The sequence below is a fragment of the Tsukamurella conjunctivitidis genome, from assembly GCF_007858475.1.
Lineage (GTDB): Bacteria > Actinomycetota > Actinomycetes > Mycobacteriales > Mycobacteriaceae > Tsukamurella > Tsukamurella conjunctivitidis.
Genome location: NZ_VIGX01000003.1, coordinates 83,760 through 108,179, shown reverse-complemented (window position 1 = coordinate 108,179; position 24,420 = coordinate 83,760). Strand labels below are relative to the sequence as shown.

Here is a 24,420-nt window from a genome sequence, read left to right as displayed (position 1 = left end):
ATGAGTGAGAACCCGGTGAAGGTCCGCGTCGACGCGGAGAGCGCCTACGACGTGGTGATCGGTCGCGGTCTGCTCGACGAGACCGTCGCAGCCGCGGGCGAAGCCACCAAGGCCGCGATCTTCTACCAGCCGACGCTCGCGGAGACCGCCGAGGCGCTGCGGCAGGCCCTCGCGGACAAGGGGATCGACGCCCACCGTGTCGAGCTGCCCGACGCCGAGGCGGGCAAGGACCTCCAGGTCGCCGGGTTCTGCTGGGAGGTACTCGGCCGCATCGGACTGAGTCGCCAGGACGTGATCTACAGCCTGGGCGGCGGCGCCGCGACCGACGTCACCGGCTTCGTGGCCGCCACCTGGATGCGCGGCGTGCCCGTCGTGCACATCCCCACGACGCTGCTCGCGATGGTCGACGCGGCCGTCGGCGGCAAGACCGGCATCAACACCGACGCCGGCAAGAACCTGGTCGGCTCCTTCCACGAGCCGCGCGCCGTGATCGTCGACCTCGTGACTCTGGAGACGGTGCCGCGCAACGAGATCGTCGCCGGTATGGCCGAGGTGATCAAGACCGGCTTCATCGCCGACCCGGTGATCCTCGAACTCATCGAGAAGGATCCCGAGGCCGCGCTCGATCCCACCGGCGACGTGCTCCCCGAGCTGGTCCGCCGCTCGATCGAGGTCAAGGCGAAGGTGGTCTCCGCCGACCTCAAGGAGTCCTCGCTGCGCGAGATCCTCAACTACGGTCACACCCTCGCCCATGCGCTGGAGCGCCGTGAACGCTACCGCTGGCGCCACGGCGCGGCCGTCTCCGTCGGCCTGATCTACGCGGCGGAGCTCGGTCGCCTCGCGGGCCGCCTCGACGACGCGACGGCCGACCGGCACCGCTCCGTCCTCGAGTCCGTGGGGCTGCCCACCAGCTACGACGCCGACGCCTTCGGTCAGCTCCTCGAGTACATGGGCAAGGACAAGAAGAACCGCGCCGGGATGCTGCGGTTCGTCGTGCTCGACGGCCTCGCCCGGCCCGGCCGGCTCGAGGCGCCGGACCCGTCACTGCTGGTGGCGGCCTACTCCGCCGTCGCCAAGGAGGGCACCCAGCCCACGGGCTCCGTGCTGCTCTAGTGCGGCTCGAGCCCGAGCAGATCGGCGATGCGGTCGAGGGTGTAGTCGAACATCGCGTCCGCGGGCTCCAGTGTGTTCGCGAACTGGCCGAAGAGCTCGAAGCTCACGGCGCCGAAGAGCTGGGTCCACGCCAGTAGGCCGAGCGCGAGCTGGGCGGGCTCGGCGTCCGGCGCCACCGCTGCGGCGACCGAGCGGAGCTGCTCGGCGTAGACGCCGGACGGTGCGGGCGCGGCCCCGTGCCCGCACGCCGCGATCCGGGCCAGCGCGCCCGACGTACGGATCGCCGCGGCCGTGGTCTCGGCGGGCGCGTGGTAGCCGGGCACGGGCGAGCCGTAGAGCAGCGTGTACTCGTGCGGGTGCGCGCGTGCCCAGTCGCGGACGGCGTGCCCCGCGGCGCGCCACCGATCCCGCGGGCCGCCGGCACCGGCGTCGGCGGACTCGACCGCGTCGCCGAGCGCCGTGTACGCGTCGGTGATGAGCGCGGTGAGCAGCGCGTCGCGGCTGGGGAAGTAGCGGTACACCGCCGACGAGGCGAGGCCGAGGTCTCGCGCCACCGCGCGCAGGGAGAGCGCCGCTGCCCCGACCTCACGGAGCTGCTCGCGGGCACTGCGGGTGATCTCGGCGGTCAGTTCGGCGCGGGCGCGCTCGCGGGCGGTCTGGGAGGCGTTCACCGCCCGATCATCGCACCGATCCGAAACGAGAGCACCGCTCTTGACAACTGTGAGTCGCAGCGAGAGCATGAGACGGAAACGAGAGCACTGCTCACAAATGGAGGATCCCATGACCGCACCCGCCGCCGACCACGTCCGCCCCGGCCGCACCGCGACCGCGTTCAACAACACCGTCGCCTGGCTCGCCCGCCGCGGCGTCTCCGTCTACGGCAGCCGCGAACTCGCGGTGCGCGGGCGGACGTCGGGGGAGTGGCGCACGGTCCCCGTCAACGTCCTCGCCGTCAACGGGGCCGACCACCTAATCGCAGCGCGCGGCGTCACTCAGTGGGTGCGGAACATGCGTGCGGCCGCCGGGGGTGAGCTCCGGCTCGGCCGCACCGTCGAACCGTTCCGCGCCACCGAGATCACCGACCCGACCGCGAAGGTTCCGGTGCTCCGCGCCTACCTCCGGAAGTGGGCCTGGGAGGTCGGGGCCTTCTTCCCCGGACTCTCCGCCGACAGCACCGACGACGAGCTCGCGGCGGCCGCCGACCGGTACCCCGTCTTCGCGATCCACCGCGCGTGACGGCGCGCGTGACGGCGCGCGCGGCCGGGTGCGACGCCGGTACATTCGAGAGCGTGAGTGAGACCACGACCATCGATCAGTCCAGCGGCGTGCTGGAGGTGCACACCGGTGTGGCCGGACGGTCCGCCAGGCTGGGCCACCGGCTGGTGCTCGCGCCGACCGCGTGGCGGGCCAGCGTCGAGGTCGACGGCGAGCGGCCCGTCTCCCTCGAGGTCACCGTCGACGCGGCGTCGCTGGAGGTCGTCTCGGGGGAGGGCGGACTCACTCCGCTCAGCGCACCCGAACGCGCAGTGGCGACCGCCAACGCGCACCGCTCCCTCAAGGTCAAGGCGAATCCGACGATCGAGTACCGCTCCACCGCGATCGAGCCCTCGGAGAACGGCTTCCGCGTGCGCGGCGACCTGACGATCTGCGGCGCCACCCGGTCGTGCGACTTCGTGCTCGCCTACGAGGAGGCCGAGCCGGCTCCGGTTCTGGCCACTGCCGTCCCGGTCCGGCAGAGCGACTTCGGGATCAAGCCCTTCTCCCTCATGATGGGCACGCTCCAGGTCGCGGACGAGGTCACGGTCGTCGCCCGCGCCACCGTCTGACACCTCGGCCGCGCCGCGATACCGTGGCAGGATGCCGCAGACGACCACCGACCACGCCCGCCGGCGGGACGCGCTCCGCGCGGCCCTCGCGCGTCACGAGCCCGCCCTCGACGCCCTCCTGGTCACCGACCTCGACAACGTGCGCTACCTGGCCGGCTTCACCGGCTCCAACGGCGCGGTCCTCATCGCGGCCGAACCGGACGGCGACGCCATCGCCACCGACGGTCGCTACCTCACCCAGGTCGCGGAGCAGTCCGGTGATCTGCGCGCGGTCATCGAGCGCGATGTCGCGAAGGCCCTCCTGGCGGAGGCGGACGGCACCGTCGGCTTCGAGGCCACGGCGCTGAGCTATGCGGACCACGCCCGGCTCTCCGGTGACGATGCCCCGGTCCTCGTGCCCACGACCCGGATGGTCGAGACGCTCCGCGAGGTCAAGGACGACGGCGAGATCGAACTGCTCCGCCGCGCCTGCGCGATCAGCGACCAGGCGCTCGCCGCGCTCGTGGAGGAGGGCGCGATCCGCCCCGGCGCGACCGAGACGCAGGTCGCGCGCCGCCTGGAGAACCTGATGTACGAGTTCGGTGCGGAGGCGGTGGCCTTCGAGACCATCGTCGCCGCCGGGCCGAACTCGGCGATCCCGCACCATCGCCCCACCGACGCGGTGCTGGCCGCCGGTGACTTCGTGAAGATCGACTTCGGAGCGCGGTTCCGCGGCTACCACGCCGACGAGACCCGCACGTTCGTCCTCGGTGAGCCGGCCGCCTGGCAGCGCGAGATCTACGACGTGGTCCGGGCCGCGCAGACCGCCGGGCGGGAGGCCCTCGTGCCCGGCGCCGATGTCCGCGCGATCGACGGTGCGGCCCGCTCGGTGATCGAGGCCGCCGGGTACGGCGAGCAGTTCCTGCACGGGCTCGGTCACGGCGTCGGCGTGCAGATCCACGAAGCCCCGACGCTGGGCAAGCTGGGCAGCGGTACACTGTCCGACGGTGCTGTGGTCACCGTCGAACCGGGTGTGTACCTCCCGGGGCGTGGTGGAGTCCGCATCGAGGACACCCTCGTGGTCCGTGTGGACGGGCCGGAACTGCTGACGCGCACCACCAAAGACTTGATCGCACTCTAGGAGAATCGACACAACGTGGCATCGACTGCTGATTTCAAGAACGGCCTGGTCCTCAACCAGGAGGGCCAGCTGTGGCAGATCATCGAGTTCCAGCACGTGAAGCCGGGCAAGGGGCCCGCCTTCGTGCGCACGAAGCTCAAGAACGTGGTCTCCGGTAAGACGGTCGACAAGACCTTCAACGCCGGCGTCAAGGTCGAGGTCGCCACCGTGGACCGCCGTGACTTCAGCTACCTGTACCACGACGGCACGGACTACGTCTTCATGGACGGCGAGACCTACGACCAGATCAACCTCGACGAGGCCAAGGTCGGCGACGGCGCGAAGTTCCTCCTGGAGAACATGCAGGTCCAGGTCTCGATGCACGAGGGTGAGGCGCTCTTCGTCGAGCTGCCGATCTCGGCCGAGTACGTGGTCCAGCACACCGATCCGGGCCTGCAGGGCGACCGCTCGACCGGCGGCACCAAGCCTGCGACGCTGGAGACCGGCGCCGAGATCAACGTCCCGCTGTTCATCAACACCGGCGACAAGCTCAAGGTCGACACCCGTGACGGCAGCTACCTGGGGCGCGTGAACTCCTAAGTGCCCGAGCAGTCTGACAACCGGCGCCCGAAGAAGTCGGGCGCCCGACACCGGGCGCGTAAGCGCGCCGTCGATCTGCTGTTCGAGGCGGAGGCGCGCGGCGTCACCGACCTCGACGGCCTGCTCGCGGAGCGGCGGCAGCTGGCCGCCGACGACGCGGCGGTCGCCCCGGTGTCCGAGTACACCGCCACGCTGGTCACCGGCGTCGGCCTGGACGGCGCACAGATCGATTCGGTGATCTCCTCGCACCTCGCCGGCTGGACGCTCACGCGTCTCCCGGCCGTGGACCGCGCGATCCTGCGGATCGCCGTCTGGGAGCTGTTCAACGCCGTGGATGTGCCGCCGGCCGTCGTGGTCGATGAGGCGGTCGAGCTCGCCAAGGAGCTCTCGACCGACGAGTCCCCGACGTACCTCAACGGCGTGCTCGGCAAGGTCGCGACCCTCGCGCCCCAGGTCCGGGCCGCTGCTGCGGCGCAGCCCGCCGACCGTACGGAGTAGCGCTCAGCCCTGGAGACGCGCGGCCAGCGCCCGGGCGTTGCGCAGGGCCAGCGCCTGCACGACGCCGATGGGGTGCACGCCGCTCGCCGTCGGCAGGGCCGAGGCGTCGGCGATCACCACGTTCGGCACGTCCCACAGGGTGCCCTCGGGGTTCGTCGCGCCGCGGCGCTCGGAGGAGGCCATCCGGGCGGTGCTCATCGGCTCCTGCGCGCCGAGCGCGATCTCTCCGACGCCGTACCCGGCCGCGTGCGAGCGCTCGAGGAAACGCTCGACGGGCCGGTCTCCGGGCACGTGGTCGCCGCCGCGCTGCTGCCCGGTGAAGATCCGTCGTGCCCCGGCCGCCTCGAGGATGCGGACCGCCGTGTCCACACCGGTCCGTAGGTGCGTCCGGTCGGCCTCCGCCAGGTCGTACCGGACGGAGGGCTCACCGGAGGCGTCCATCACGACCTCGCCGGCGCCCCGATCGCGCAGCACCACCCGCACGATCGACAGGTGCGGGAACTGCCGCATCACGTTGAGGTGCTCGACGGGGTTGCGCCAGGGCACGAAGCTCGCCGCCAGCGCGGGCGTGAGCGGCGCGGTCTCGTAGCGCACGCCGAAGCCCTTGCCGTCGAGGTTCGCGTGCGCGTCACTGAACCGGGTCGACGGTGCGCCCAGCCATGGCCGGACCGTTTCCCCGAACAGCCCCACCGCGGTCGCGGTCGGGTGCAGGTGCAGGTGCTTACCGACGTGCTGGCCCCCGATGCTGGAACGGGTGAGCAGCGCGGGGGTCTCGAAGCCGCCCGCCGCCACCACGACCGCGCTGCACCGCACCGTGAGCCAGGAGCCGCCCGAGGTGCGCGCGATCACGGTGCGCGCCCGGCCGCCCTGCGTCTCGATCGACCGGGCCTGCGCGCCGGTGACGATCCGCGCGCCCTTCTTCTCGGCGTCGCGCAGCCAGGTGCGTCCCGCGTCCTGCTTCGCCGCGACCCGGCTCGACGGCCCCCAGCGACCGTCGGGCTCGACGTCGTCCGCCAGGCTCACGGGGTGCACCGGTAGGTCGAGCGCGCGGCAGCCCTGCTCCAGGATCACATCGCGCGCCGAGGGGGTGCCGGCGCCGTCGGAGACCCCTGAGCGGTGCCACACCTCCGTGAGCGCCGCGTCCAGCGAGGGGCCCGTCTCGATGCCCCGTGCCGCCCAATCGGCGCGCACCTCCTCGGGAGGGAGGAAGTACCCGCCGTGGGACAGGGCCGTGCCCCCGCCGAGGCAGCGCGAGGTCAGGAGATAGGACTGCGCGTTCTCGGTCCAGAACGGGCCCGGCGCGTACAACTGCGCGAGGTTGTCGAGGTCCGAGTCGCCCGCTTCCGTCGGGGAGACGTAGTCGCCGCGCTCGAGGACCAGGACGTCGAGGCCCGCTTCGGCGAGCGCCGCGGCGGCGACGGCGCCACCCGCGCCCGAGCCGACCACCACCACGTCGCAGGCCGTCGCGGCGTCGATCTCGTAGCGCGCGGGGGAGAGGGGCCGCTGCGCCCGCAGCGCTCGGGCGCGCGGCTTCTTCATAGGCGCCTGCCGCGGGTAGCCGATCGCGGCCATCAGCTCGGAGCCCGGGCCGTGCTCGCCGTCGGCCCCACCCGCGGCGTAGTAGGCGAGCAGCGCGATGTTGCGCAGGCGCTTGAACAGCATCCGCTTCTGCACGAACCGCGACCGGGACAGGTCGATCAGGACCCGCTCGCGTTCCGCGGCCGACAGATCGGCGAAGCGCTGCCCCCGGGTGCCCAGGACGGTGGTGCAGAACACACGGTTGTCGAAGAGCGAGAGCGACTGCGCGAGGGTGACCCCGTCACTGTCGCTCGGGCTGCGGTCGGCATAGGAAACGGCCAGGTCCCCGGCCCGCAGGTCGCTCGCGGACGGGATCGCCACCCCGTCCCCCGGGGCGAAGGAGTCGACGATGGCGGACAGCGTCGTGCGTTGCCTGGTCGACAATTCCATGACCTGAACGTACTGGTATGCTTCGTGTCGCATCAAGGCATCCTTTTCAGTCCGTCCAGAGAGGCGGAGCGAGCCGTCCGGAGAGGCGGAGAAGGAGGTCACGTGGCTCGGGAACTCATGTCCGCGGCCGATGTCACCCGAACGGTGGCGCGGATCGCGCATCAGATCATCGAGAAGACGGCCTTAGACACCAGGGCCGCGGGTGATGAATCGCATCCCCGCGTCGTCATCTTCGGCATCCCTACGCGCGGTGCGGTTCTCGCCGCCCGGCTGGCGGCCGACATCGAGGAGTTCTCCGGCGTGGCGGTGCCCGTCGGTCACCTCGACATCACCCTCTACCGCGACGATCTGCGGCACAAGCCGCACCGTCCCCTCGAGCGCACCACGGTGCCGCCGCAGGGTGTCGACGGTGCGCTGGTCATCCTCGTCGACGACGTGCTGTTCTCGGGCCGGACGGTGCGCGCCGCGCTGGACTCGCTGCGCGACATCGGCCGCCCGGCCGCGGTCCAGCTCGCGGTCCTCGTCGATCGGGGCCACCGGCAGCTGCCGATCCGCGCCGACTACGTGGGCAAGAACATCCCCACCTCCCGCCAGGAGGACGTGCAGGTCCGGCTGCAGGAGAAGGACGGCGAGGACGCCGTGGTGATTTCCGAACTGCCCGCGCCGGGCGCCGAGGAGGGGGAACCGTGACCAAGCACCTGCTCTCCGCCGCGGACCTCAGCCGGGACGAGGCCGAGGAGATCCTCGACGAGGCGGACCGGCTGCAGCAGGCGCTGCTCGGCCGCGAGGTCAAGAAGCTGCCCACGCTGCGCGGCCGCACCGTGATGACGGTCTTCTACGAGAACTCGACCCGGACCCGAGTCTCCTTCGAAGTGGCGGGCAAGTGGATGAGCGCCGACGTGATCAACGTCTCCGCGTCCGGCAGCTCCGTCGCCAAGGGCGAGTCGCTGCGCGACACCGCGCTCACGCTGCACGCCGCGGGCGCCGACGCGCTCATCGTCCGGCACCCGGCATCCGGTGCCGCGCAGCAGATCGCGGCCTGGACCAACTCCGCCGCCGCGCTCGGGGGACTGCCGGCCCCCGTCGTCATCAACGCGGGCGACGGCATGCACGAGCACCCCACCCAGGCGCTGCTCGACGCGCTGACCCTGCGGCAGCGGCTCGGCGGCATCGAGGGGCGGCGCATCGTCGTCGTCGGCGACGTGCTGCACAGCCGGGTCGCCCGGTCCAACGCACTGCTGCTCTCCACGCTCGGCGCCGAGGTCGTCCTCGTCGCACCGCGCACCCTGCTGCCGGTGGGCGTCGAGACCTGGCCCGTCACGGTCGCCGACTCGCTCGAGGCCGAGCTGCCCGGCGCCGACGCGGTCATGATGCTGCGCGTGCAGGCCGAGCGCATGAACGGCGGCTTCTTCCCGAGCGAGCGCGAGTACTCGGTCCGTTTCGGGCTGAACCCGCAGCGCGCGGCTCTGCTGCCCGAGCATGCGGTAGTGCTGCACCCCGGACCGATGCTGCGCGGCATGGAGATCGGCTACTCGGTCGCCGACTCGGCGCAGGCCGCGATCCTGCAGCAGGTCAACAACGGCGTGCACGTGCGGATGGCGGTCCTGTTCCACCTTCTCGCCACTGAGGGGAGCACGGAATGACGTCGGCTCGCCCCTGTGCCATTCATTGCTCGCGGAACGGAGGATCTTCCGAATGAGCCTGCTGCTCACCAATGTCCGGCCCTACGGCGAGGGCGATCCGGTCGATGTCGCGATCGCCGGCGGCGAGATCACCGCCATCGGAGAGTCCCTCGCGCCCGCCGACGGTGCCGAGGTGATCGACGGCGGCGGCAGGATCCTGCTGCCCGGCTTCGTCGACCTGCACACGCACCTGCGCGAGCCCGGCCGCGAGGACACCGAGACCATCGAATCCGGCTCCGCCGCCGCCGCGCTCGGCGGGTACACCGCCGTCTTCGCGATGGCCAACACGAGCCCGGTCGCCGACTCCGCCGTGGTCACCGACCACGTTCATCGCCGCGGCCGCGAGGTCGGCCTCGTCGACGTGCACCCCGTCGGCGCGGTCACGGTCGGCCTGCAGGGCGAGAAGCTCGCGGAGATGGGCATGATGGCCGCCGGGCCGGGCCGCGTGCGGATCTTCTCCGACGACGGCGTCTGCGTCTCCGATCCGCTGCTCATGCGCCGCGCGCTGGAGTACGCGGCCTCCCTGGGCGTGGTCATCGCCCAGCACGCCGAGGAACCGCGCCTGACCAGGGGCGCCGTGGCGCACGAGGGCCCCGAGGCCGCGCGCCTCGGCCTCACCGGCTGGCCGCGCGCCGCCGAGGAGGCGATCGTGGCCCGCGACGCGCTGCTCGCCCGCGACGCCGGTGCGCGCGTGCACATCTGCCACGCCTCCACCGCGGGCACCGTCGAACTGCTGACCTGGGCCAAGGGGCAGGGCATCGCGATCACCGCCGAGGTGACGCCGCACCACCTGCTGCTCGACGACTCCCGCCTCGCGACCTACGACGCCGTGAACCGGGTCAACCCGCCCCTGCGCGAGGCCTCCGACGTGGCCGCGCTGCGGAAGGCGCTGCGGGACGGCGTGATCGACTGCGTCGCCACGGACCATGCACCGCACGCGGAACAGGACAAGTGCTGCGAGTTCGCCGCGGCGCGCCCCGGCATGCTGGGGCTGGAGACGGCGCTGGCGATCGTCGCGCAGGTCTCGGTCGAGACCGGCGACCTCGGTTGGCGCGACGTGGCCCGGGTGATGAGCGAGAAGCCCGCGCAGATCGCCCGACTGGACGACCACGGCCGGCCGATCGGCGTGGGCGAGCCGGCGAACCTGACGCTGGTCGATCCCGACCTGGGGTGGACGGTGCGCGCGGACGAGCTCGCGAGCCGCTCGCGCAACACCCCGTTCGCCGAGCTGAGCTTCCGGGCCAAGCCCGTGCTCACCGTGCTCCGCGGCCGGGTGACCGCCCGCGACGGCGTGGCCGCGCAGCCGGGGACCGAGGTGCGGGCGTGAGCGTCAGCGACTTCGCCACGCTGCTCCTCGTGCTCGTGGTGCTCGCGGGCCTGTTCTCGCTGATGGCCCTCGGCTGGCGCCGCCGCGGTCAGCGCCAGGCGGCGTCGGTGGGGGAGATCCCCAGCACGCCGGAACAGCTCACCGACCTGGTCTTCGGCCCGGTCTCCGGCGTCTACGTCGGCAGCACCGTGGCGCCGCACTGGCAGGACCGGGTCGCGGTGGGGGACTGGGGTTACCGGGCCACCGTGAACCTGAGCCGCTACGCCGACGGCTACCTGATGGAACGCGGACGCGGGAACCCGATGTGGATCGCGGACGAGCACCTGGTGGAGGTGCGTCGCGCCTCCAAGCTCGCGGGCAAGGTGATGCCGGGCGACGGCCTCCTGGTGCTCCGCTGGGAGCTGCCCACCGGCACCGTCGTGGACACGGGCTTCCGCGCCGACGACAAGACGACGTATCGAAAACTGATGGACGTGAGGGAAAGTTAGATGGCTGCCGACAACAAAGCACTGCTGGTTCTCGAGGACGGAACCGTGCACCGCGGGGTCGAGTTCGGCGCCGTCGGGCAGACCCTCGGCGAGGCGGTCTTCTGCACCGCGATGACCGGATACCAGGAGACGCTCACCGACCCGTCGTACGCGCGGCAGATCGTGGTGGCGACGGCCCCGCAGATCGGCAACACGGGCTGGAACGACGAGGACGACGAGTCCCGCGGCGACAAGATCTGGGTCGCCGGTTACGCGGTGCGCAATCCCACCCGCCGGGTGAGCAACTGGCGCGCGGAAGGCACCCTCGAGGGCGAGCTGGTGGGCCAGGGCGTCGTCGGCATCGGCGGCATCGACACCCGCGCGCTGGTGCGCCGGCTGCGGGACAACGGCTCCATGCGGGCCGGGATCTTCTCCGGCGAGGCGCTGGCCCCCGACGCCGAGCTCCTCGACCGGGTGCGCGCGCAGCCGTCGATGAAGGGCCAGAACCTGATCGGCGAGGTCTCGACCACCGAGTCCTACACCATCGAGCCCGAGGGTGAGGCGCGCTTCACCGTCGTCGCGGTGGATCTCGGCATCAAGACCAACACCCCGCGGATGTTCGCCGAGCGCGGTATGCGGGTGCACGTGGTGCCCTCGACCATCACGCTCGACGAGGTGCGCTCCTTCAACCCGGACGGCTTCTTCCTCTCCAACGGCCCCGGCGACCCCGCGACCGCGGACCACGAGGTGGAGCTGACGCGCGGCGTCCTCGACGCCGGCCTGCCGCTGTTCGGCATCTGCCTGGGCAACCAGCTCCTGGGCCGCGCGTTCGGGCTGCAGACCTACAAGATGAAGTTCGGTCACCGCGGCATCAACATCCCGGTCGTGGAGGACGCCACCGGCCGGATCTCGATCACCGCGCAGAACCACGGCTTCGCCCTCGAGGGCGAGCGCGGCGCCGAGTTCGACACCCCGTTCGGCCGCGGCCGCGTCAGCCACGTGTGCGCCAACGACGGAGTGGTGGAGGGCGTCGAGCTGCAGAGCGGCCGAGCCTTCTCCGTCCAGTACCACCCGGAGGCCGCGGCCGGTCCGCACGACGCCGCCTACCTCTTCGACAAGTTCGCGACTGTTATGGGAGACAAGTAATGCCACGGCGCACCGACATCCAGCACGTCCTGGTGATCGGCTCGGGCCCGATCGTGATCGGCCAGGCCTGCGAGTTCGACTACTCCGGTACCCAGGCCTGCCGCGTGCTCCGCGCCGAGGGCCTGCGGGTCTCGCTCGTGAACTCGAACCCGGCGACGATCATGACCGACCCGGAGTTCGCGGACGCCACGTACATCGAGCCCATCACCCCGGAGTACATCGAGAAGGTCATCGTCGCCGAGCGCGACAAGGGCTTCCCGATCGACGCCGTGCTCGCCACCCTGGGCGGGCAGACCGCGCTCAACGCCGCCGTCGGCCTGCACGAGCAGGGCATCCTCGACAAGTACGGCATCAGCCTCATCGGCGCCGACTTCGACGCCATCCAGCGCGGCGAGGACCGGCAGAAGTTCAAGGACATCGTCGCCAAGATCGGCGGGGAGTCCGCGCGGTCGAAGGTGTGCTTCACCCTGGACGAGTGCAAGGAGACCGTCGCCGACCTCGGTTACCCGGTCGTCGTGCGGCCGTCGTTCACCATGGGCGGCCTGGGCTCCGGCATGGCCTACGACGAGGCCGACCTGATCCGCATCGCTGGCGCGGGCCTCGCGGCCTCGCCGACCGCGAACGTGCTCATCGAGGAGTCGATCCTCGGCTGGAAGGAGTACGAGCTCGAGCTCATGCGCGACGGCCGCGACAACGTGGTCGTCGTCTGCTCGATCGAGAACGTCGATCCGGTCGGCGTGCACACGGGCGACTCCGTCACCGTCGCACCCGCGATGACGCTCACCGACCGCGAGTACCAGATCATGCGTGACCAGTCGATCGCCATCCTCCGCGAGGTGGGCGTCGACACCGGCGGCTGCAACATCCAGTTCGCGCAGGACCCGCGCGACGGCCGCCTGGTCACCATCGAGATGAACCCGCGCGTCTCCCGGTCCTCGGCGCTGGCGTCCAAGGCCACCGGCTTCCCGATCGCCAAGATCGCCGCGAAGCTCGCCGTGGGTTACACGCTCGACGAGATCCTCAACGACATCACGGGCGAGACCCCGGCGTGCTTCGAGCCGACGCTCGACTACGTCGTGGTCAAGGCCCCGCGGTTCGCCTTCGAGAAGTTCCCGGGCGCCGACGACACGCTCACCACCACGATGAAGTCGGTGGGTGAGGCCATGAGCCTCGGCCGCAGCTTCGCCGAGGCCTTCGGCAAGGTGATGCGCTCGCTCGAGACCAAGCGCCACGGCTTCTGGACGGGCGCACCGGTCGAGGGCACCCTCCAGGAGCTCCTCGAGGAGATCACGGTCCCCAAGGACGGCCGCTTCTACCTGATCGGCCGCGCCTTCGAGCTGGGCGCCACCGTCGAGCAGGTCTTCGACGCCACCGCGATCGACCCCTGGTTCCTGGAGGAGATCAAGGCCGTCATCGATCTGGGGACGCAGGTCCGCGATGCGGACCTGACCCCGGAGCTGGTGCGGCTGGCCAAGACCCACGGCTTCTCGGACCTGCAGATCGCCGAACTGCGCGGCGTGAGCGAGGACGAGATCCGCGCCTACCGGCACGAGCACGACGTGCGGCCGGTCTACAAGACCGTGGACACCTGCGCCGCCGAGTTCGAGGCGAAGACCCCGTACCACTACAGCAGCTACGAGCTCGACCCGTCGGCCACCAGCGAGGTCGCCCCGCAGACGGAGCGGCCCAAGGTGCTCATCCTCGGCTCGGGCCCCAACCGCATCGGCCAGGGCATCGAGTTCGACTACTCGTGCGTCCACGCCGCGCTCACGCTGAGCGAGGCGGGCTACGAGACCGTGATGATCAACTGCAACCCGGAGACGGTCTCCACCGATTACGACACTGCGGACCGCCTCTACTTCGAGCCGCTGACCTTCGAGGACGTCCTCGAGGTCTACCACTCGGAGCAGCGCTCGGGCGACGGCGGCCCGGGCGTCGTCGGCGTCATCGTGCAGCTCGGCGGGCAGACGCCACTGGGCCTGGCCGCACGTCTCAAGGCCGCGGGCCTGCCCATCGTCGGCACCTCGCCCGAGGCGATCGACCTGGCCGAGGACCGCGGCGAGTTCGGCCGCGTGCTCACCGAGGCGGGCCTCCCGGCGCCGAAGTTCGGCACCGCCACCACGGCCGACGGGGCGCGCGAGGTCGCGGCCGGTATCGGCTACCCGGTGCTCGTACGCCCCTCGTACGTGCTCGGCGGCCGCGGCATGGAGATCGTCTACGACGAGCAGGCCCTGCTCGACTACATCTCCCGCGCCACCGAGCTCGCACCGGACCGCCCGGTGCTCGTGGACCGGTTCCTGGAGGACGCCGTCGAGATCGACGTCGACGCCCTCTGCGACGCCACCGGCGAGGTCTTCATCGGCGGCATCATGGAGCACATCGAGGAGGCCGGCATCCACTCCGGTGACTCGGCCTGCTCCTTGCCGCCCACCACGCTGGGCCGCGCCGACATCGACGCGGTGCGGGCCGCCACCGAGGCCCTCGCCCGCGGCATCGGGGTGCACGGCCTGATGAACGTGCAGTACGCCCTCAAGGACGACGTGCTCTACGTCCTCGAGGCGAACCCGCGTGCCTCGCGCACGGTGCCCTTCGTGTCCAAGGCCACCGCGGTCCAGCTCGCCAAGGCCTGCGCCCGGGTCATGCTCGGCCAGACCATCGCCGAGCTGCGCGAGCAGCAGATCCTGCCCGCGGAGGGCGACGGCTCGCACATGCCGATCGACGCGCCGGTCTCGGTCAAGGAGGCGGTGCTGCCCTTCAACCGGTTCCGTCGTGCGGACGGCACCGGCGTCGACTCGCTGCTCTCGCCCGAGATGAAGTCCACCGGCGAGGTGATGGGCGTGGACCGCGACTTCGGCACCGCCTTCGCCAAGTCGCAGACCGCGATCAGCGGCTCGCTGCCCGCCACCGGCAGGGTCTTCGTCTCCGTGGCGAACAAGGACAAGCGCGCGCTGATCTTCCCCGTCAAGCGGCTCGCCGACCTCGGCTTCACCATCGTCGCGACCGCGGGCACCGCGGACGTCCTGCGGCGCAACGGTGTCCAGGTGGAGACGGTGCTCAAGCACTCGGACGTCATCCCCGAGGGGCAGCAGTCGATCGTCGAGAAGATCAAGGCCGGCGAGGTGGGACTCATCATCAACACCCCGTTCGGCAACGCGGGGCCCCGCGTCGACGGCTACGAGATCCGCACCGCCGCGGTGCAGGCCTCCGTGCCGTGCGTCACCACGGTGCAGGGCGCCTCGGCGGCCGTGCAGGGTATCGAGGCCGCGCTCCGCGGCGGCATCGGCGTCAAGAGCCTGCAGGACATGCACGCGGCGCTGGTGAACCGGTGACCTTCGCCGCGCGTGTCGCCACCGCCGCCTCCACGCGGGGGCGGCTGGTGGTGGGCATCGACCCGCACCCGCCGCTGCTCGCGGCGTGGGGCCTGTCCGACGACGCCGCCGGCGTGCGGGAGTTCGGCCTGCGCTGCGCCGAGGCGTTCGCCGGCGAGGTCGGTTTCATCAAGCCGCAGGTCGCCTTCTTCGAGCAGTTCGGCGCTGCGGGGATGCTCGCCCTCGAGGAGGTCATGGCCGCGTGCCGGGAGGCGGGGGCCGTGGTGATCGCGGACGCCAAGCGCGGCGACATCGGCTCGACGATGGCCGGCTACGCGCGCGCCTGGCTCGGCGACTCGCCGCTGGCCGCCGACGCCGTGACCCTGTCGCCGTACCTCGGCTACGGGTCCCTGCGGCCCGCGATCGACGCCGCCCGCGCCGCCGGGCGCGGCGTCTTCGTCCTCGCCCGCACCTCCAACCCCGAGGGCGCACAGGTGCAGGCCGGCGGGGTCGCCCAGCGCATCGTCGACGACGCACGGGCCGACAACGCCGACGGCGCCGGCACCGTCGGCCTGGTGGTGGGTGCCACGCGCGAGCACGGACTCGACCTGGGCGGGTTGAACGGGCCGATCCTGGCGCCCGGCCTCGGGGCGCAGGGCGCCACCCCGGCGGACCTGGCCGCCATCTTCGGCCCCGGCGCGACGGTCCTGCCCAACTCCTCGCGCCAGGTGCTCGGCGCCGGCCCGGATGCGGCGGCCCTGCGATCCGCGGCGCTCTCCGTGCGGGACGAGGTCGAGCGGGCCCTCGGCTGAACCCGGTCCTCACCCGGCGCACGGGGGTTATCGTCGACGGGGTGAACGTCGATGTGACACCGCTTCCCGGTATCGGAGTGCGCAAGGACTTCGAGCTCGCCACCGGCAGGCGCGTCGGAGTGGTGGCGCACCGCGACGGCACCGTCGAACTGTTCCTCTCGGAACGCGACGATCCCGACGCGTGCGCCGCGCAGGTCCCCCTGTCCGGTGAGGAGGCGGGCGTGCTCGCCAACCTCCTGGGTGCGCCGCAGCTGGTCAACCAGCTGCGCGCGGATCAGCGCGAGCTGGAGGGCGTCAACACCCGGCAGCTGCCGATCCTCTCCGGTTCGCCCTACGACGGCCGGACGCTGGGGGAGACCCAGATGCGGACCCGGACCAAGGTCTCCCTCGTCGCGGTGATGCGGGCGGGCGAGGTGCAGCCGTCGCCCGGGCCCGAGTTCGTCTTCACCGCGGGCGACCTCCTCGTGGTCGTCGGTACCGCCGAGGGACTCGAGGCCGCCGCGCAGATCCTGACGAACGGGTGACCCTCCACCTCGACGAGAACACGGTCGCGCTGATCGAACTCGGCGCTGTCTTCTTCGTCCTGGGTTTCCTCGGCCGCGCCGCCAGCAAGGTGGGCGTCTCGCCGATCCCGCTGTACCTCATCGGCGGCCTGGCCTTCGGTGTCGGCGGCGTCATCCCGCTCGGTGAGGCCTCGGACTTCAGCCACACCGCCGGCGAGATCGGCGTGGTCCTCCTCCTGCTGATGCTCGGCCTCGAATACACCGCGGCCGAGCTGACCACCGGACTGCGACAGTCCTGGCTGGCCGGCGTCCTCGACATCGTGCTCAACGCCACCCCGGGCGTGATCGTGGCGCTCGTGCTCGGCTGGGGGCCGAAGGGGGCCCTCGTGCTCGCGGGCGTCACGTACATCTCGTCGTCCGGTATCGCGGCGAAGGTGCTCAGCGACCTCGGCCGGCTCGGCAACCGCGAGACGCCCGTGGTGCTCTCCGTGCTGGTCTTCGAGGATCTGGCGATGGCGGTGTACCTGCCGATCCTCACGGCGGTGCTGGCCGGAATCGGCCTCGTGGGTGAGGTGTCCGCCGTGACGATCGCGGTCGTCGTCGTCACCGTCGTGCTGATCTCGGCCGTCAAGTACGGGCACCGGGTGTCCGCGCTGGTCTACAGCGACGACCGCGAGGTCTTCCTCCTCAAACTCATCGGCGCCGCCCTCCTGGTCGCGGGGGTGGCCTCGGCGTTGCAGGTCTCCGCCGCGGTCGGCGCCTTCCTGCTCGGGATCGCGATCTCCGGGTCGATCGCGCACGAGGCCACGCGCCTGCTGGAGCCGCTGCGCGATCTCTTCGCCGCCCTGTTCTTCGTCGTCTTCGGGCTCAACACCGATCCTCGCGCGATACCGCCCGTGCTCGGGTGGGCGGTGCTGCTGGCGCTGGTCACCACGGCGACCAAGCTCGCGACGGGCTGGTGGGCGGCCCGGCGGGTCGGGGTCAAGCGGATGGGCCGGGCCCGCGCGGGAGCGGCCCTGGTCGCCCGCGGGGAGTTCTCCATCGTCATCGCCGGGCTCGCCGTCGCGGCGGGTGCCGTCGACGGCCGGCTTGCCGCGCTGGCGACGACGTACGTCCTGATCATGGCGGTGGTGGGGCCGATCATCGCGCGGGTGGTCGAACCCGCGGTCCGGGCGGGGGAGCGGACGGTGCGGCGCATGCGCAGCGGTGCCTCCCCGACGGCGGGCTGACGCCGCGGCACGGACCTGCGACGACGCCGGGCGGGGCGCCGACACGCCCGGGGCGGTGACGAACTGCAGGTATTTTCGCAGGTCACTTGAGTTTCACCCGTCACATCGCCGAGTTGACCCCGGTGCGGTCGTACCGAACTGAAAGCATTGTGGTGCAACGGTTCTCGATTGCAACGCACTGCGTGTGCGGCACCGCCCGCGAAGGGCGGTCGGGGATGCTTACATCACCGCCAAACCGCAGGTGAGAGGGGGGTGGGGTTCCCATCCCGAGCGAATCGTGGGTACCGTCGCAGGAGTCGCAAGTTCGCGGCAAAGACCTAAGTACATCGAAGACGGAGGAATCGTGGCCCTTCCCCAGTTGACCGACGAGCAGCGCGCCGCTGCTCTGGAGAAGGCAGCTGCCGCTCGTCGTGCACGCGCCGAGCTGAAGAACCGGCTGAAGAGCGGCGGCACCACCCTGCAGCAGGTGCTGAAGGACGCGGAGACCGATGAGGTTCTCGGCAAGATGAAGGTCTCGGCTCTGCTCGAGGCCCTGCCCAAGGTGGGCAAGGTCAAGGCTCAGGAGCTGATGACCGAGCTGGAGATCGCCCCCACCCGCCGCGTGCGGGGTCTGGGCGACCGGCAGCGCAAGGCGCTGCTCGAGAAGTTCTCCGCCTGACACGTCACGTGTCCGGAGTAGTTCCCGCGGGCCGGAGGGGCCGACTGGTTGTACTGGTCGGCCCCTCCGCCGTCGGTAAGTCTTCTGTGGTCGGCAAGCTCCGTTCGGAGGTGCCCGACCTGTTCTTCTCGGTGTCCGCCACCACGCGCGATCCGCGCCCGGGTGAGGTGGACGGCCGGGACTACCACTTCGTCGGCGATCAGGGTTTCGACCGCCTCGTCGCCGACGGCGCCCTCCTCGAGTGGGCGGAGATCCACGGTGGCCTGCAGCGATCGGGCACGCCCGCGCAGCCGGTGTACGACGCGCTCGAGGCCGGCCGGCCGGTGCTGGTGGAGGTGGATCTCGCCGGCGCCGCCAGCGTGAAGGCGGCGCTACCGGAGGCCGTGACGGTCTTCCTCAGCCCGCCGAGCTGGGACGAGCTGGAGCGCCGGCTCCGCGGCCGGGGTACCGAGAGCGCGGAGAAGATCGAGCGCCGGCTCGAGACCGCCCGGGCCGAGATGGCCACCCGGGACGACTACGACGCGGTCGTCGTCAACGACGACTTGGACCGCGCCGTGGGTGACTTGGTATCCTTGCTGGTCGGCGCTCGCGACCCGAGGGCGTAGCGCCGCGGCCCGAGGGCGTGGCCCTGGCGTCCCGCGGGCGTAGACTGGGCGGAACACCAGCGATAATCGTGAAGTTCGTAACGTAGGAGAAGCGTGAGCACCACCACTGAGACCGTGTACGACCAGCCGCTCGGCATCACCAACCCGCCGATCGACGAGCTGCTCGAGCGCACCTCCTCGAAGTACGCCCTGGTGATCTACGCCGCCAAGCGCGCGCGCCAGATCAACGACTACTACAACAGCCTCTCCGACGGCATCCTCGAGTACGTCGGCCCGCTCGTCGAGCCGGGCCTGCACGAGAAGCCGCTGTCGATCGCGATGCGCGAGATCCACGAGGATCTCCTGGAGCACACCGAGGGCGAGTGAGCTAACAGCCCATGATCATCGTCGGCGTCGGCGGCGGCATCGCCGCCTACAAGGCGTGCGCTCTGGTCCGGCATTTCACCGAACGCGGGCACGAGGTGCGGGTCATCCCCACCGAGTCCGCGCTCAAGTTCGTCGGCGCCGCGACCTTCGAGGCGCTGTCGGGCAACCCCGTCCAGACGGGGGTCTTCGAGTCGATCCCCGAGGTGCCGCACGTGCGCCTCGGGCAGTCGGCCGACCTGGTCGTGATCGCGCCGGCGACCGCCGACCTGATGGCGCGCGCCGCACAGGGCCGCGCCGACGACCTGCTGACGGGCACCCTCCTCACCGCGCGCTGCCCGGTGGTCTTCGCCCCGGCGATGCACACCGAGATGTGGGAGCATCCCGCCACCCGTGCCAACGTCGCCACCCTGCGTGAGCGCGGCGCGATCGTCATCGAGCCCGCCTCGGGCCGGCTCACGGGTAAGGACACCGGCGCCGGCCGACTGCCCGAGCCGGACGAGATCGGGCTGCTCGCCGACGTCCTCCTGGAGCATCCGGGCGCGCTCAACCGCGACCTCGAGGGCCGGAGGGTCGTCGTCTCCGCGGGCGGCACGAAGGAGGCGCTGGACCCGGTGCGCTACCTCACCAACCGCAGCTCCGGCAAGCAGGGCTACGCCCTCGCCCGGCTGGCGGCCCAACGGGGCGCGCGGGTCACCCTGGTCGCCGGTAACACCGTCGGCCTCGCCGAACCGTCCGCGGTCGACGTCGTGCGCATCGGCTCCGCGCTGGACCTGCAGGCGGCGATGACCGAGCACGCGGCCGATGCCGATCTGATCATCATGGCCGCCGCGGTCGCCGACTACCGCCCCGCCGAGGTCGCGACCACCAAGCTCAAGAAGGGTGCGGACGGCACGAGCGAGGCACTGGAATCGATCACGATGATCGAAAACCCCGACGTGCTCGCGGGCCTCGTCGCCGCGCGGCGCGACGGCGTGCTCCGTTCGGACGCCGTCATCGTCGGCTTCGCCGCCGAGACCGGTGACGAGAACGGCTCCGTGCTCGACTACGGCCGGGCCAAGCTGCGCCGCAAGGGTTGTGACCTGTTGGTCCTCAACGCCGTCGGCGACGGCCGGGCCTTCGAGGTCGACGAGAACTCCGGCTGGCTGCTCGGTGCGGACGGCGGCGAGACCGCCCTGCCCCTCGGTTCGAAGTCCGCGATGGCCGCGCGCATACTGGATGCCGCCGCCGATCGGGTGCGCTCGACCCGCTAGCCTTTCCAATCGCAAACATCATCGAGAGGACGTCCGAAGTGGTTTCCGGTTTCGCCAGTTCCGCCCACCGCCTGTTCACCAGCGAGTCGGTCACCGAGGGCCACCCGGATAAGATCTGTGACGCCATCTCGGACTCGATCCTCGATGCGCTGCTCGCGGAGGATCCGACGTCGCGCGTCGCCGTCGAGACGCTGGTCACCACCGGCCAGGTGCACGTCGCCGGTGAGGTGACCACCTCCGCCTACGCCGACATCCCGCACATCGTGCGCGACAAGGTCCTCGAGATCGGCTACGACAGCTCCGCCAAGGGCTTCGACGGCAACTCCTGCGGCGTGAACATCGCCATCGGTGCGCAGAGCCCCGAGATCGCGCAGGGCGTCGACCGCGCCTACGAGCACCGCGTCGACGGCGGCGAGGACGAGATCGACGCCCAGGGCGCGGGCGATCAGGGCCTGATGTTCGGTTACGCCTGCTCGGACACCCCCGAGCTGATGCCGCTGCCGATCTCGCTCGCGCATCGCCTCTCGCGTCGCCTGACCGAGGTGCGCAAGAACGGCACGCTGCCGTACCTGCGCCCGGACGGCAAGACGCAGGTCACGATCGAGTACGCGGGCGAGCAGCCGGTGCGCCTCGACACCGTCGTCATCTCCAGCCAGCACGCCGCGGACATCGACATCGACGGCATGCTGGCCCCCGACCTGCGCAGCCACGTGCTGAACACGGTGATCGCGGACCTGGACCTGCCCACCCTCGACACCTCCGAGGTGCGGTTGCTGGTCAACCCGACCGGCAAGTTCGTCCTCGGCGGGCCGATGGGTGACGCGGGCCTGACGGGCCGCAAGATCATCGTCGACACCTACGGCGGCATGGCCCGCCACGGTGGCGGCGCATTCTCCGGCAAGGACCCGTCGAAGGTGGACCGCTCGGCCGCGTACGCGATGCGCTGGGTGGCCAAGAACGCCGTCGCCGCGGGCCTCGCGGAGCGGATCGAGGTGCAGGTCGCCTACGCCATCGGCAAGGCATCGCCCGTGGGCCTGTTCGTGGAGACCTTCGGCACCGAGCAGCTCGATCCGATCAAGATCCAGCAGGCCATCGCTCAGGTCTTCGACCTGCGCCCGCGCGCCATCATCAACGAACTCGACCTGCTGCGGCCGATCTACGCGCCCACCGCCGCGTACGGCCACTTCGGTCGCACCGACATCGACCTGCCGTGGGAGCGCACCGACCGCGTGGACGCCCTGCGCTCCGCGGCCGGCCTCTGACACCGGCCTCCGACGGTGTGACCGCACCCGGCCCCGCCGAGGCCGCTCAGGCGGCCGTCGAACTCCCGATCGCCCGCGTCCTGCCCCTGCTGCAGGTCAGCCACCTCGATCGGGAGTTCGACTATCTCGTGCCCCCGGACCTGGACGAGCAGGCCAGGCCCGGGGTGCGGGTGCGGGTGCGCTTCTCCGGCCGGCTGGTCGACGGCTACCTCCTCGAGCGGCTCCCGCGCACCGAGCACGAGGGCAAGCTCGCCCCGCTGCACCGCGTCGTCTCCCCGCTGCCAGTTCTCACCCCGGCCGTGCTGCGGCTGGTGACGGAGGTCGCGGCGCGGTACGCGGGTACTCGGGCCGATGTGCTGCGGCTCGCGGTCCCGCCGCGGCACGCGCGGGTCGAGAAGACGCTGCTCGAACAGGAGCCCGTCGTCGCCGTCGCACCCGAGGTGTCCACCCTCGCCCTGGCGGAGTACACCCACGGTTCCCAGTTCGCCGCCGCCGCCGTCGCCGGGAGGGCGCCCCGTGCCGTCTGGCAGGCACTGCCGGGGGAGGACTGGGCGGCGCGGCTCGCCGAGCTCGCGGCCACCGTCGTCGCGACCGGCCGCACGGCCCTGCTGATCGTCCCCGACCAGACCGACCTCGACCGGCTCGCCGCCGCGTGCGCGCACCTCGACCCCGCGGTGCTGGCCGCGGGGCTGGGGCCGTCGGCCCGGTACCGGCGGTGGCTCCTCGCCCTGCTCGGCCGCGCCCGCATCGTGATCGGCACCCGCAGCGCCGCGTTCGCGCCGCTGCCCGATCTCGGGCTCATCGCGCTCTGGGACGACGGCGACGAATCCCTCGTCGAGCCGCGCGCCCCGTACCCGCACACGCGGGAGGTGCTCGCGCTGCGGGCGCACCAGGAGGGCGCCGCGCTGGTCATCGGCGGCTTCGCCCGCACGCCGGAATCGCAGTCGCTCGTCGAGGCCGGGTGGGCCGGGGAGATCACGGCGCCGCGCGAGCTGATCCGTAGCCGCTCGCCCCGCATCTCCGGCACCGCGGACTCGGATGTCGCGCTGGCCCGCGACCCGCTGGCCCGGTCGGCCCGCCTGCCCGGCGCGGCCTTCGCGGTGGCGCGGGAGGCGCTCGACGCCGAGCGCCCGGTGCTCGTGCAGGTGCCGCGCCGCGGGTACGCGCCCGCCCTGTCCTGCTCGCAGTGCCGTACACCGGCGCGGTGCCGGCGCTGCCACGGCCCGCTCGAACAGGCCGATGGGGGTGTCCTGCGCTGTCGCTGGTGCGCGCAGGTGGATGCCGGGTACCGGTGCCCCGCCTGCGGTGGGACCACCATGCGCGCCGTGATCGTCGGCACCATGCGCACCGCGGAGGAACTCGGTCGGGCCTTCCCCGGAGCGGCCGTGACCGTGTCGGGCGGCGAGACCGTGCACGCCGAGGTGCCGGGCGGACGGCGGATCGTGGTGGCGACGCCGGGGGCCGAGCCGGTGGTCGACGGCGGCTACGGCGCGGCGCTGCTGCTCGACGGCTGGCTGCTGCTCGGCCGGGCGGACCTGCGCGCGGCGGAGGAGACGCTGCGCCGCTGGATGAACGCGACCGCGCTGGTCGCCTCGGACGGGGCGGTCGTCTGCGGCGCCGACGCCGGGATCCGGGCGGTCCAGGCCCTGATCCGCTGGGACGCGGCTGGATTCGCCGCCGCCGAACTCGCCGAGCGGGCGGAGGTCGGCTTCCCGCCGGCGACCCACCTCGCCGCGCTCGACGGCGCGGAAGCCGACATCGGGGCGGTCGCGGAGGCGGCGGCCCTGCCCGACGGTGCCGAGGTGCTCGGCCCGGTCGACCTGCCGCCCGGGGTGCGCATCCCCGGCGCGCCCGACGAGGGGCCGCCGCCGCAGCGACTGCTGGTCCGCGTCGCGCGGCGGGACGGACGCGCGCTCGCGCGGGCGCTGTTCGTGGCGCAGGTGGGCCGCAGCCTGCGGCGTGAGGGCGGCCCCGTCCGCATCCAGATCGACCCCCTGCGGATCGGTTAGAACGACAGGTCAGCGCCGGGGCAGGCGGGCCTCGACGGCGCTGATCGACAGGCCGATCATGTACTCGAACTCGGCGTCGGCGTCGAAGCGCGCGAGGTCGGGCGCCACCGACTGCACCGCCGGGAGTCCGCATGCGGCGAGCCCCGCCTCGCGGCGGGCGATGGCCTCGGCGTCCGTCATGCCGAACGTCGGAGCCGCCTCGAACTCGCGCAGCAGCGTCCCGATGAGGGAGGCGAGGAGGGTGCGCATCAGGTGCACGGCCTCCGTGGGGGCGAAGCCGGCGGCGAGCAGGACCTCGAGGATCGACTGGGTGGGCGCGAGCGCCGCGACGGACTGCACCTGCCGGGTCAGGACGAGCGTCGCCGCCCGCGGGTGCGCCTGCGCGGCGGTGCGGAAGGCGCTGGCGACGCCCGCGAGGTCCGTGCGCAGATCGCCGGTCGGGACGTGCACGACGATGGACCGGAGCAGGTGCTCGGTGACCGCGTCGAGCAGGTCGTCCTTGTCGCGGACGTGGTTGTACAGGCTCTTCGCGTCCACGGAGAGGTGGCGCGCGATCGATCGCATGCCGACGTCGGCCACCCCGTCCCGGTCGATCAGCGCGAGTGCGGCCTCGACGACCGCGGCGCGCGAGAGCCTCGGCGCACCGAGGGCGGGGCGCCCGCGTCGGGGTCGCGGCGTGGTCATGAACCCCA

24 protein-coding genes are annotated in these 24,420 nt (G+C 72.0%); 21 read left to right on the top strand and 3 right to left on the bottom strand.

Going from position 1 to position 24,420, the window contains the following annotated elements; genetic code table 11:
• Positions 1–1,113, top strand: a complete 1,113-nt coding sequence (gene aroB, locus FK530_RS07565; protein WP_146486424.1) for a 3-dehydroquinate synthase — start codon at positions 1–3, stop codon at positions 1,111–1,113.
• On the opposite strand, the gene FK530_RS07560 is transcribed toward aroB, so the two are convergent.
• Positions 1,110–1,784: a TetR/AcrR family transcriptional regulator gene (locus tag FK530_RS07560; protein WP_146486423.1), complete on the bottom strand. Its 675-nt coding sequence runs from the start codon at positions 1,782–1,784 to the stop codon at positions 1,110–1,112. The two genes, aroB and FK530_RS07560, sit on opposite strands and share 4 nt — an antisense overlap.
• Before the next feature lie 109 nt (positions 1,785–1,893).
• On the opposite strand from FK530_RS07560, the gene FK530_RS07555 reads away from it, so the two are divergent.
• The 5 genes from FK530_RS07555 to nusB are packed head-to-tail and all read left to right on the top strand — an operon-like array spanning position 1,894 to position 5,136.
• The gene (locus tag FK530_RS07555) at positions 1,894–2,349 is read left to right on the top strand and encodes a nitroreductase (protein ID WP_146486422.1); all 456 of its coding nucleotides are present in this window, start codon (positions 1,894–1,896) and stop codon (positions 2,347–2,349) included.
• Positions 2,350–2,402: 53 nt separating this feature from the next.
• Positions 2,403–2,939, top strand: a complete 537-nt coding sequence (locus tag FK530_RS07550; RefSeq protein WP_231706535.1) for a YceI family protein — start codon at positions 2,403–2,405, stop codon at positions 2,937–2,939.
• A gap of 31 nt (positions 2,940–2,970) precedes the next feature.
• Positions 2,971–4,059, top strand: a complete 1,089-nt coding sequence (locus FK530_RS07545; RefSeq protein WP_146486421.1) for a M24 family metallopeptidase — start codon at positions 2,971–2,973, stop codon at positions 4,057–4,059.
• A gap of 15 nt (positions 4,060–4,074) precedes the next feature.
• The gene (gene efp / locus FK530_RS07540) at positions 4,075–4,638 is read left to right on the top strand and encodes an elongation factor P (protein WP_126197266.1); all 564 of its coding nucleotides are present in this window, start codon (positions 4,075–4,077) and stop codon (positions 4,636–4,638) included.
• Complete coding sequence (gene nusB, locus FK530_RS07535; protein ID WP_146486420.1) at positions 4,639–5,136, top strand: transcription antitermination factor NusB; 498 nt, start codon at positions 4,639–4,641, stop codon at positions 5,134–5,136.
• 3 nt (positions 5,137–5,139) lie between these two features.
• On the opposite strand, the gene FK530_RS07530 is transcribed toward nusB, so the two are convergent.
• On the bottom strand, positions 5,140–7,137 hold the full coding sequence (locus FK530_RS07530; protein ID WP_158645046.1) for an FAD-dependent oxidoreductase: 1,998 nt from the start codon (positions 7,135–7,137) through the stop codon (positions 5,140–5,142).
• A gap of 69 nt (positions 7,138–7,206) precedes the next feature.
• Between FK530_RS07530 and pyrR the strand changes: the two genes are divergently transcribed.
• The 15 genes from pyrR (at position 7,207) to FK530_RS07455 (ending at position 23,728) form a co-directional block, all read left to right on the top strand.
• On the top strand, positions 7,207–7,794 hold the full coding sequence (pyrR, locus tag FK530_RS07525; RefSeq protein ID WP_146486418.1) for a bifunctional pyr operon transcriptional regulator/uracil phosphoribosyltransferase PyrR: 588 nt from the start codon (positions 7,207–7,209) through the stop codon (positions 7,792–7,794).
• Positions 7,791–8,747 (top strand): aspartate carbamoyltransferase catalytic subunit, encoded by a 957-nt coding sequence (locus FK530_RS07520; RefSeq protein ID WP_146486417.1) that lies wholly within the window; start codon positions 7,791–7,793, stop codon positions 8,745–8,747. The genes pyrR and FK530_RS07520 overlap by 4 nt, the downstream gene beginning before the upstream one ends.
• Before the next feature lie 52 nt (positions 8,748–8,799).
• A complete protein-coding gene (locus FK530_RS07515) occupies positions 8,800–10,113 on the top strand; it encodes a dihydroorotase (RefSeq protein ID WP_146486416.1) in 1,314 nt (437 codons plus the stop codon).
• On the top strand, positions 10,110–10,601 hold the full coding sequence (locus FK530_RS07510; RefSeq protein WP_146486415.1) for a PH-like domain-containing protein: 492 nt from the start codon (positions 10,110–10,112) through the stop codon (positions 10,599–10,601). Before FK530_RS07515 ends, FK530_RS07510 begins: the two co-directional genes overlap by 4 nt.
• Positions 10,602–11,726, top strand: a complete 1,125-nt coding sequence (carA, locus tag FK530_RS07505; RefSeq protein WP_146486414.1) for a glutamine-hydrolyzing carbamoyl-phosphate synthase small subunit — start codon at positions 10,602–10,604, stop codon at positions 11,724–11,726.
• The gene (gene carB, locus FK530_RS07500; protein WP_146486413.1) at positions 11,726–15,055 is read left to right on the top strand and encodes a carbamoyl-phosphate synthase large subunit; all 3,330 of its coding nucleotides are present in this window, start codon (positions 11,726–11,728) and stop codon (positions 15,053–15,055) included. Before carA ends, carB begins: the two co-directional genes overlap by 1 nt.
• On the top strand, positions 15,052–15,846 hold the full coding sequence (pyrF, locus tag FK530_RS07495) for an orotidine-5'-phosphate decarboxylase (protein WP_146486412.1): 795 nt from the start codon (positions 15,052–15,054) through the stop codon (positions 15,844–15,846). Before carB ends, pyrF begins: the two co-directional genes overlap by 4 nt.
• A 41-nt stretch (positions 15,847–15,887) precedes the next feature.
• Positions 15,888–16,370, top strand: coding sequence for a cation:proton antiporter regulatory subunit (locus tag FK530_RS07490; RefSeq protein ID WP_146486411.1), 483 nt, complete (start codon positions 15,888–15,890; stop codon positions 16,368–16,370).
• Positions 16,367–17,578, top strand: a complete 1,212-nt coding sequence (locus tag FK530_RS07485) for a cation:proton antiporter (RefSeq protein ID WP_146486410.1) — start codon at positions 16,367–16,369, stop codon at positions 17,576–17,578. Before FK530_RS07490 ends, FK530_RS07485 begins: the two co-directional genes overlap by 4 nt.
• A gap of 343 nt (positions 17,579–17,921) precedes the next feature.
• Positions 17,922–18,236: an integration host factor, actinobacterial type gene (gene mihF, locus FK530_RS07480; RefSeq protein WP_068520860.1), complete on the top strand. Its 315-nt coding sequence runs from the start codon at positions 17,922–17,924 to the stop codon at positions 18,234–18,236.
• Positions 18,233–18,841: a guanylate kinase gene (gene gmk / locus FK530_RS07475; protein WP_146486409.1), complete on the top strand. Its 609-nt coding sequence runs from the start codon at positions 18,233–18,235 to the stop codon at positions 18,839–18,841. Before mihF ends, gmk begins: the two co-directional genes overlap by 4 nt.
• A 93-nt stretch (positions 18,842–18,934) precedes the next feature.
• Positions 18,935–19,207, top strand: coding sequence for a DNA-directed RNA polymerase subunit omega (gene rpoZ / locus FK530_RS07470; RefSeq protein ID WP_068520856.1), 273 nt, complete (start codon positions 18,935–18,937; stop codon positions 19,205–19,207).
• An 11-nt stretch (positions 19,208–19,218) separates the two neighbouring features.
• Positions 19,219–20,457, top strand: coding sequence for a bifunctional phosphopantothenoylcysteine decarboxylase/phosphopantothenate--cysteine ligase CoaBC (gene coaBC / locus FK530_RS07465; protein ID WP_146486408.1), 1,239 nt, complete (start codon positions 19,219–19,221; stop codon positions 20,455–20,457).
• Positions 20,458–20,495: 38 nt separating this feature from the next.
• Entirely contained in the window at positions 20,496–21,719 is a 1,224-nt protein-coding gene (gene metK / locus FK530_RS07460; protein ID WP_146486407.1) for a methionine adenosyltransferase, read from the top strand.
• Between the two features lie 17 nt (positions 21,720–21,736).
• Entirely contained in the window at positions 21,737–23,728 is a 1,992-nt protein-coding gene (locus FK530_RS07455) for a primosomal protein N' (protein WP_146486406.1), read from the top strand.
• Positions 23,729–23,737: 9 nt separating this feature from the next.
• On the opposite strand, the gene FK530_RS07450 is transcribed toward FK530_RS07455, so the two are convergent.
• Positions 23,738–24,412, bottom strand: a complete 675-nt coding sequence (locus FK530_RS07450; protein ID WP_231706534.1) for a TetR/AcrR family transcriptional regulator — start codon at positions 24,410–24,412, stop codon at positions 23,738–23,740.
• Between the last annotated feature and the right edge of the window lie 8 nt (positions 24,413–24,420).

Excerpts from the sequence above, each read along its gene's own strand:
- FK530_RS07450 (WP_231706534.1), bottom strand. The coding sequence starts at position 24,412 with ATGACCACGCCGCGACCCCGACGCGGGCGCCCCGCCCTCGGTGCGCCG.
- FK530_RS07530 (WP_158645046.1), bottom strand. The coding sequence starts at position 7,137 with ATGCGACACGAAGCATACCAGTACGTTCAGGTCATGGAATTGTCGACC.
- aroB (WP_146486424.1), top strand. The coding sequence starts at position 1 with ATGAGTGAGAACCCGGTGAAGGTCCGCGTCGACGCGGAGAGCGCCTAC.
- carB (WP_146486413.1), top strand. The coding sequence starts at position 11,726 with ATGCCACGGCGCACCGACATCCAGCACGTCCTGGTGATCGGCTCGGGC.
- coaBC (WP_146486408.1), top strand. The coding sequence starts at position 19,219 with ATGATCATCGTCGGCGTCGGCGGCGGCATCGCCGCCTACAAGGCGTGC.
- FK530_RS07555 (WP_146486422.1), top strand. The coding sequence starts at position 1,894 with ATGACCGCACCCGCCGCCGACCACGTCCGCCCCGGCCGCACCGCGACC.
- FK530_RS07515 (WP_146486416.1), top strand. The coding sequence starts at position 8,800 with ATGAGCCTGCTGCTCACCAATGTCCGGCCCTACGGCGAGGGCGATCCG.
- carA (WP_146486414.1), top strand. The coding sequence starts at position 10,602 with ATGGCTGCCGACAACAAAGCACTGCTGGTTCTCGAGGACGGAACCGTG.
- FK530_RS07545 (WP_146486421.1), top strand. The coding sequence starts at position 2,971 with ATGCCGCAGACGACCACCGACCACGCCCGCCGGCGGGACGCGCTCCGC.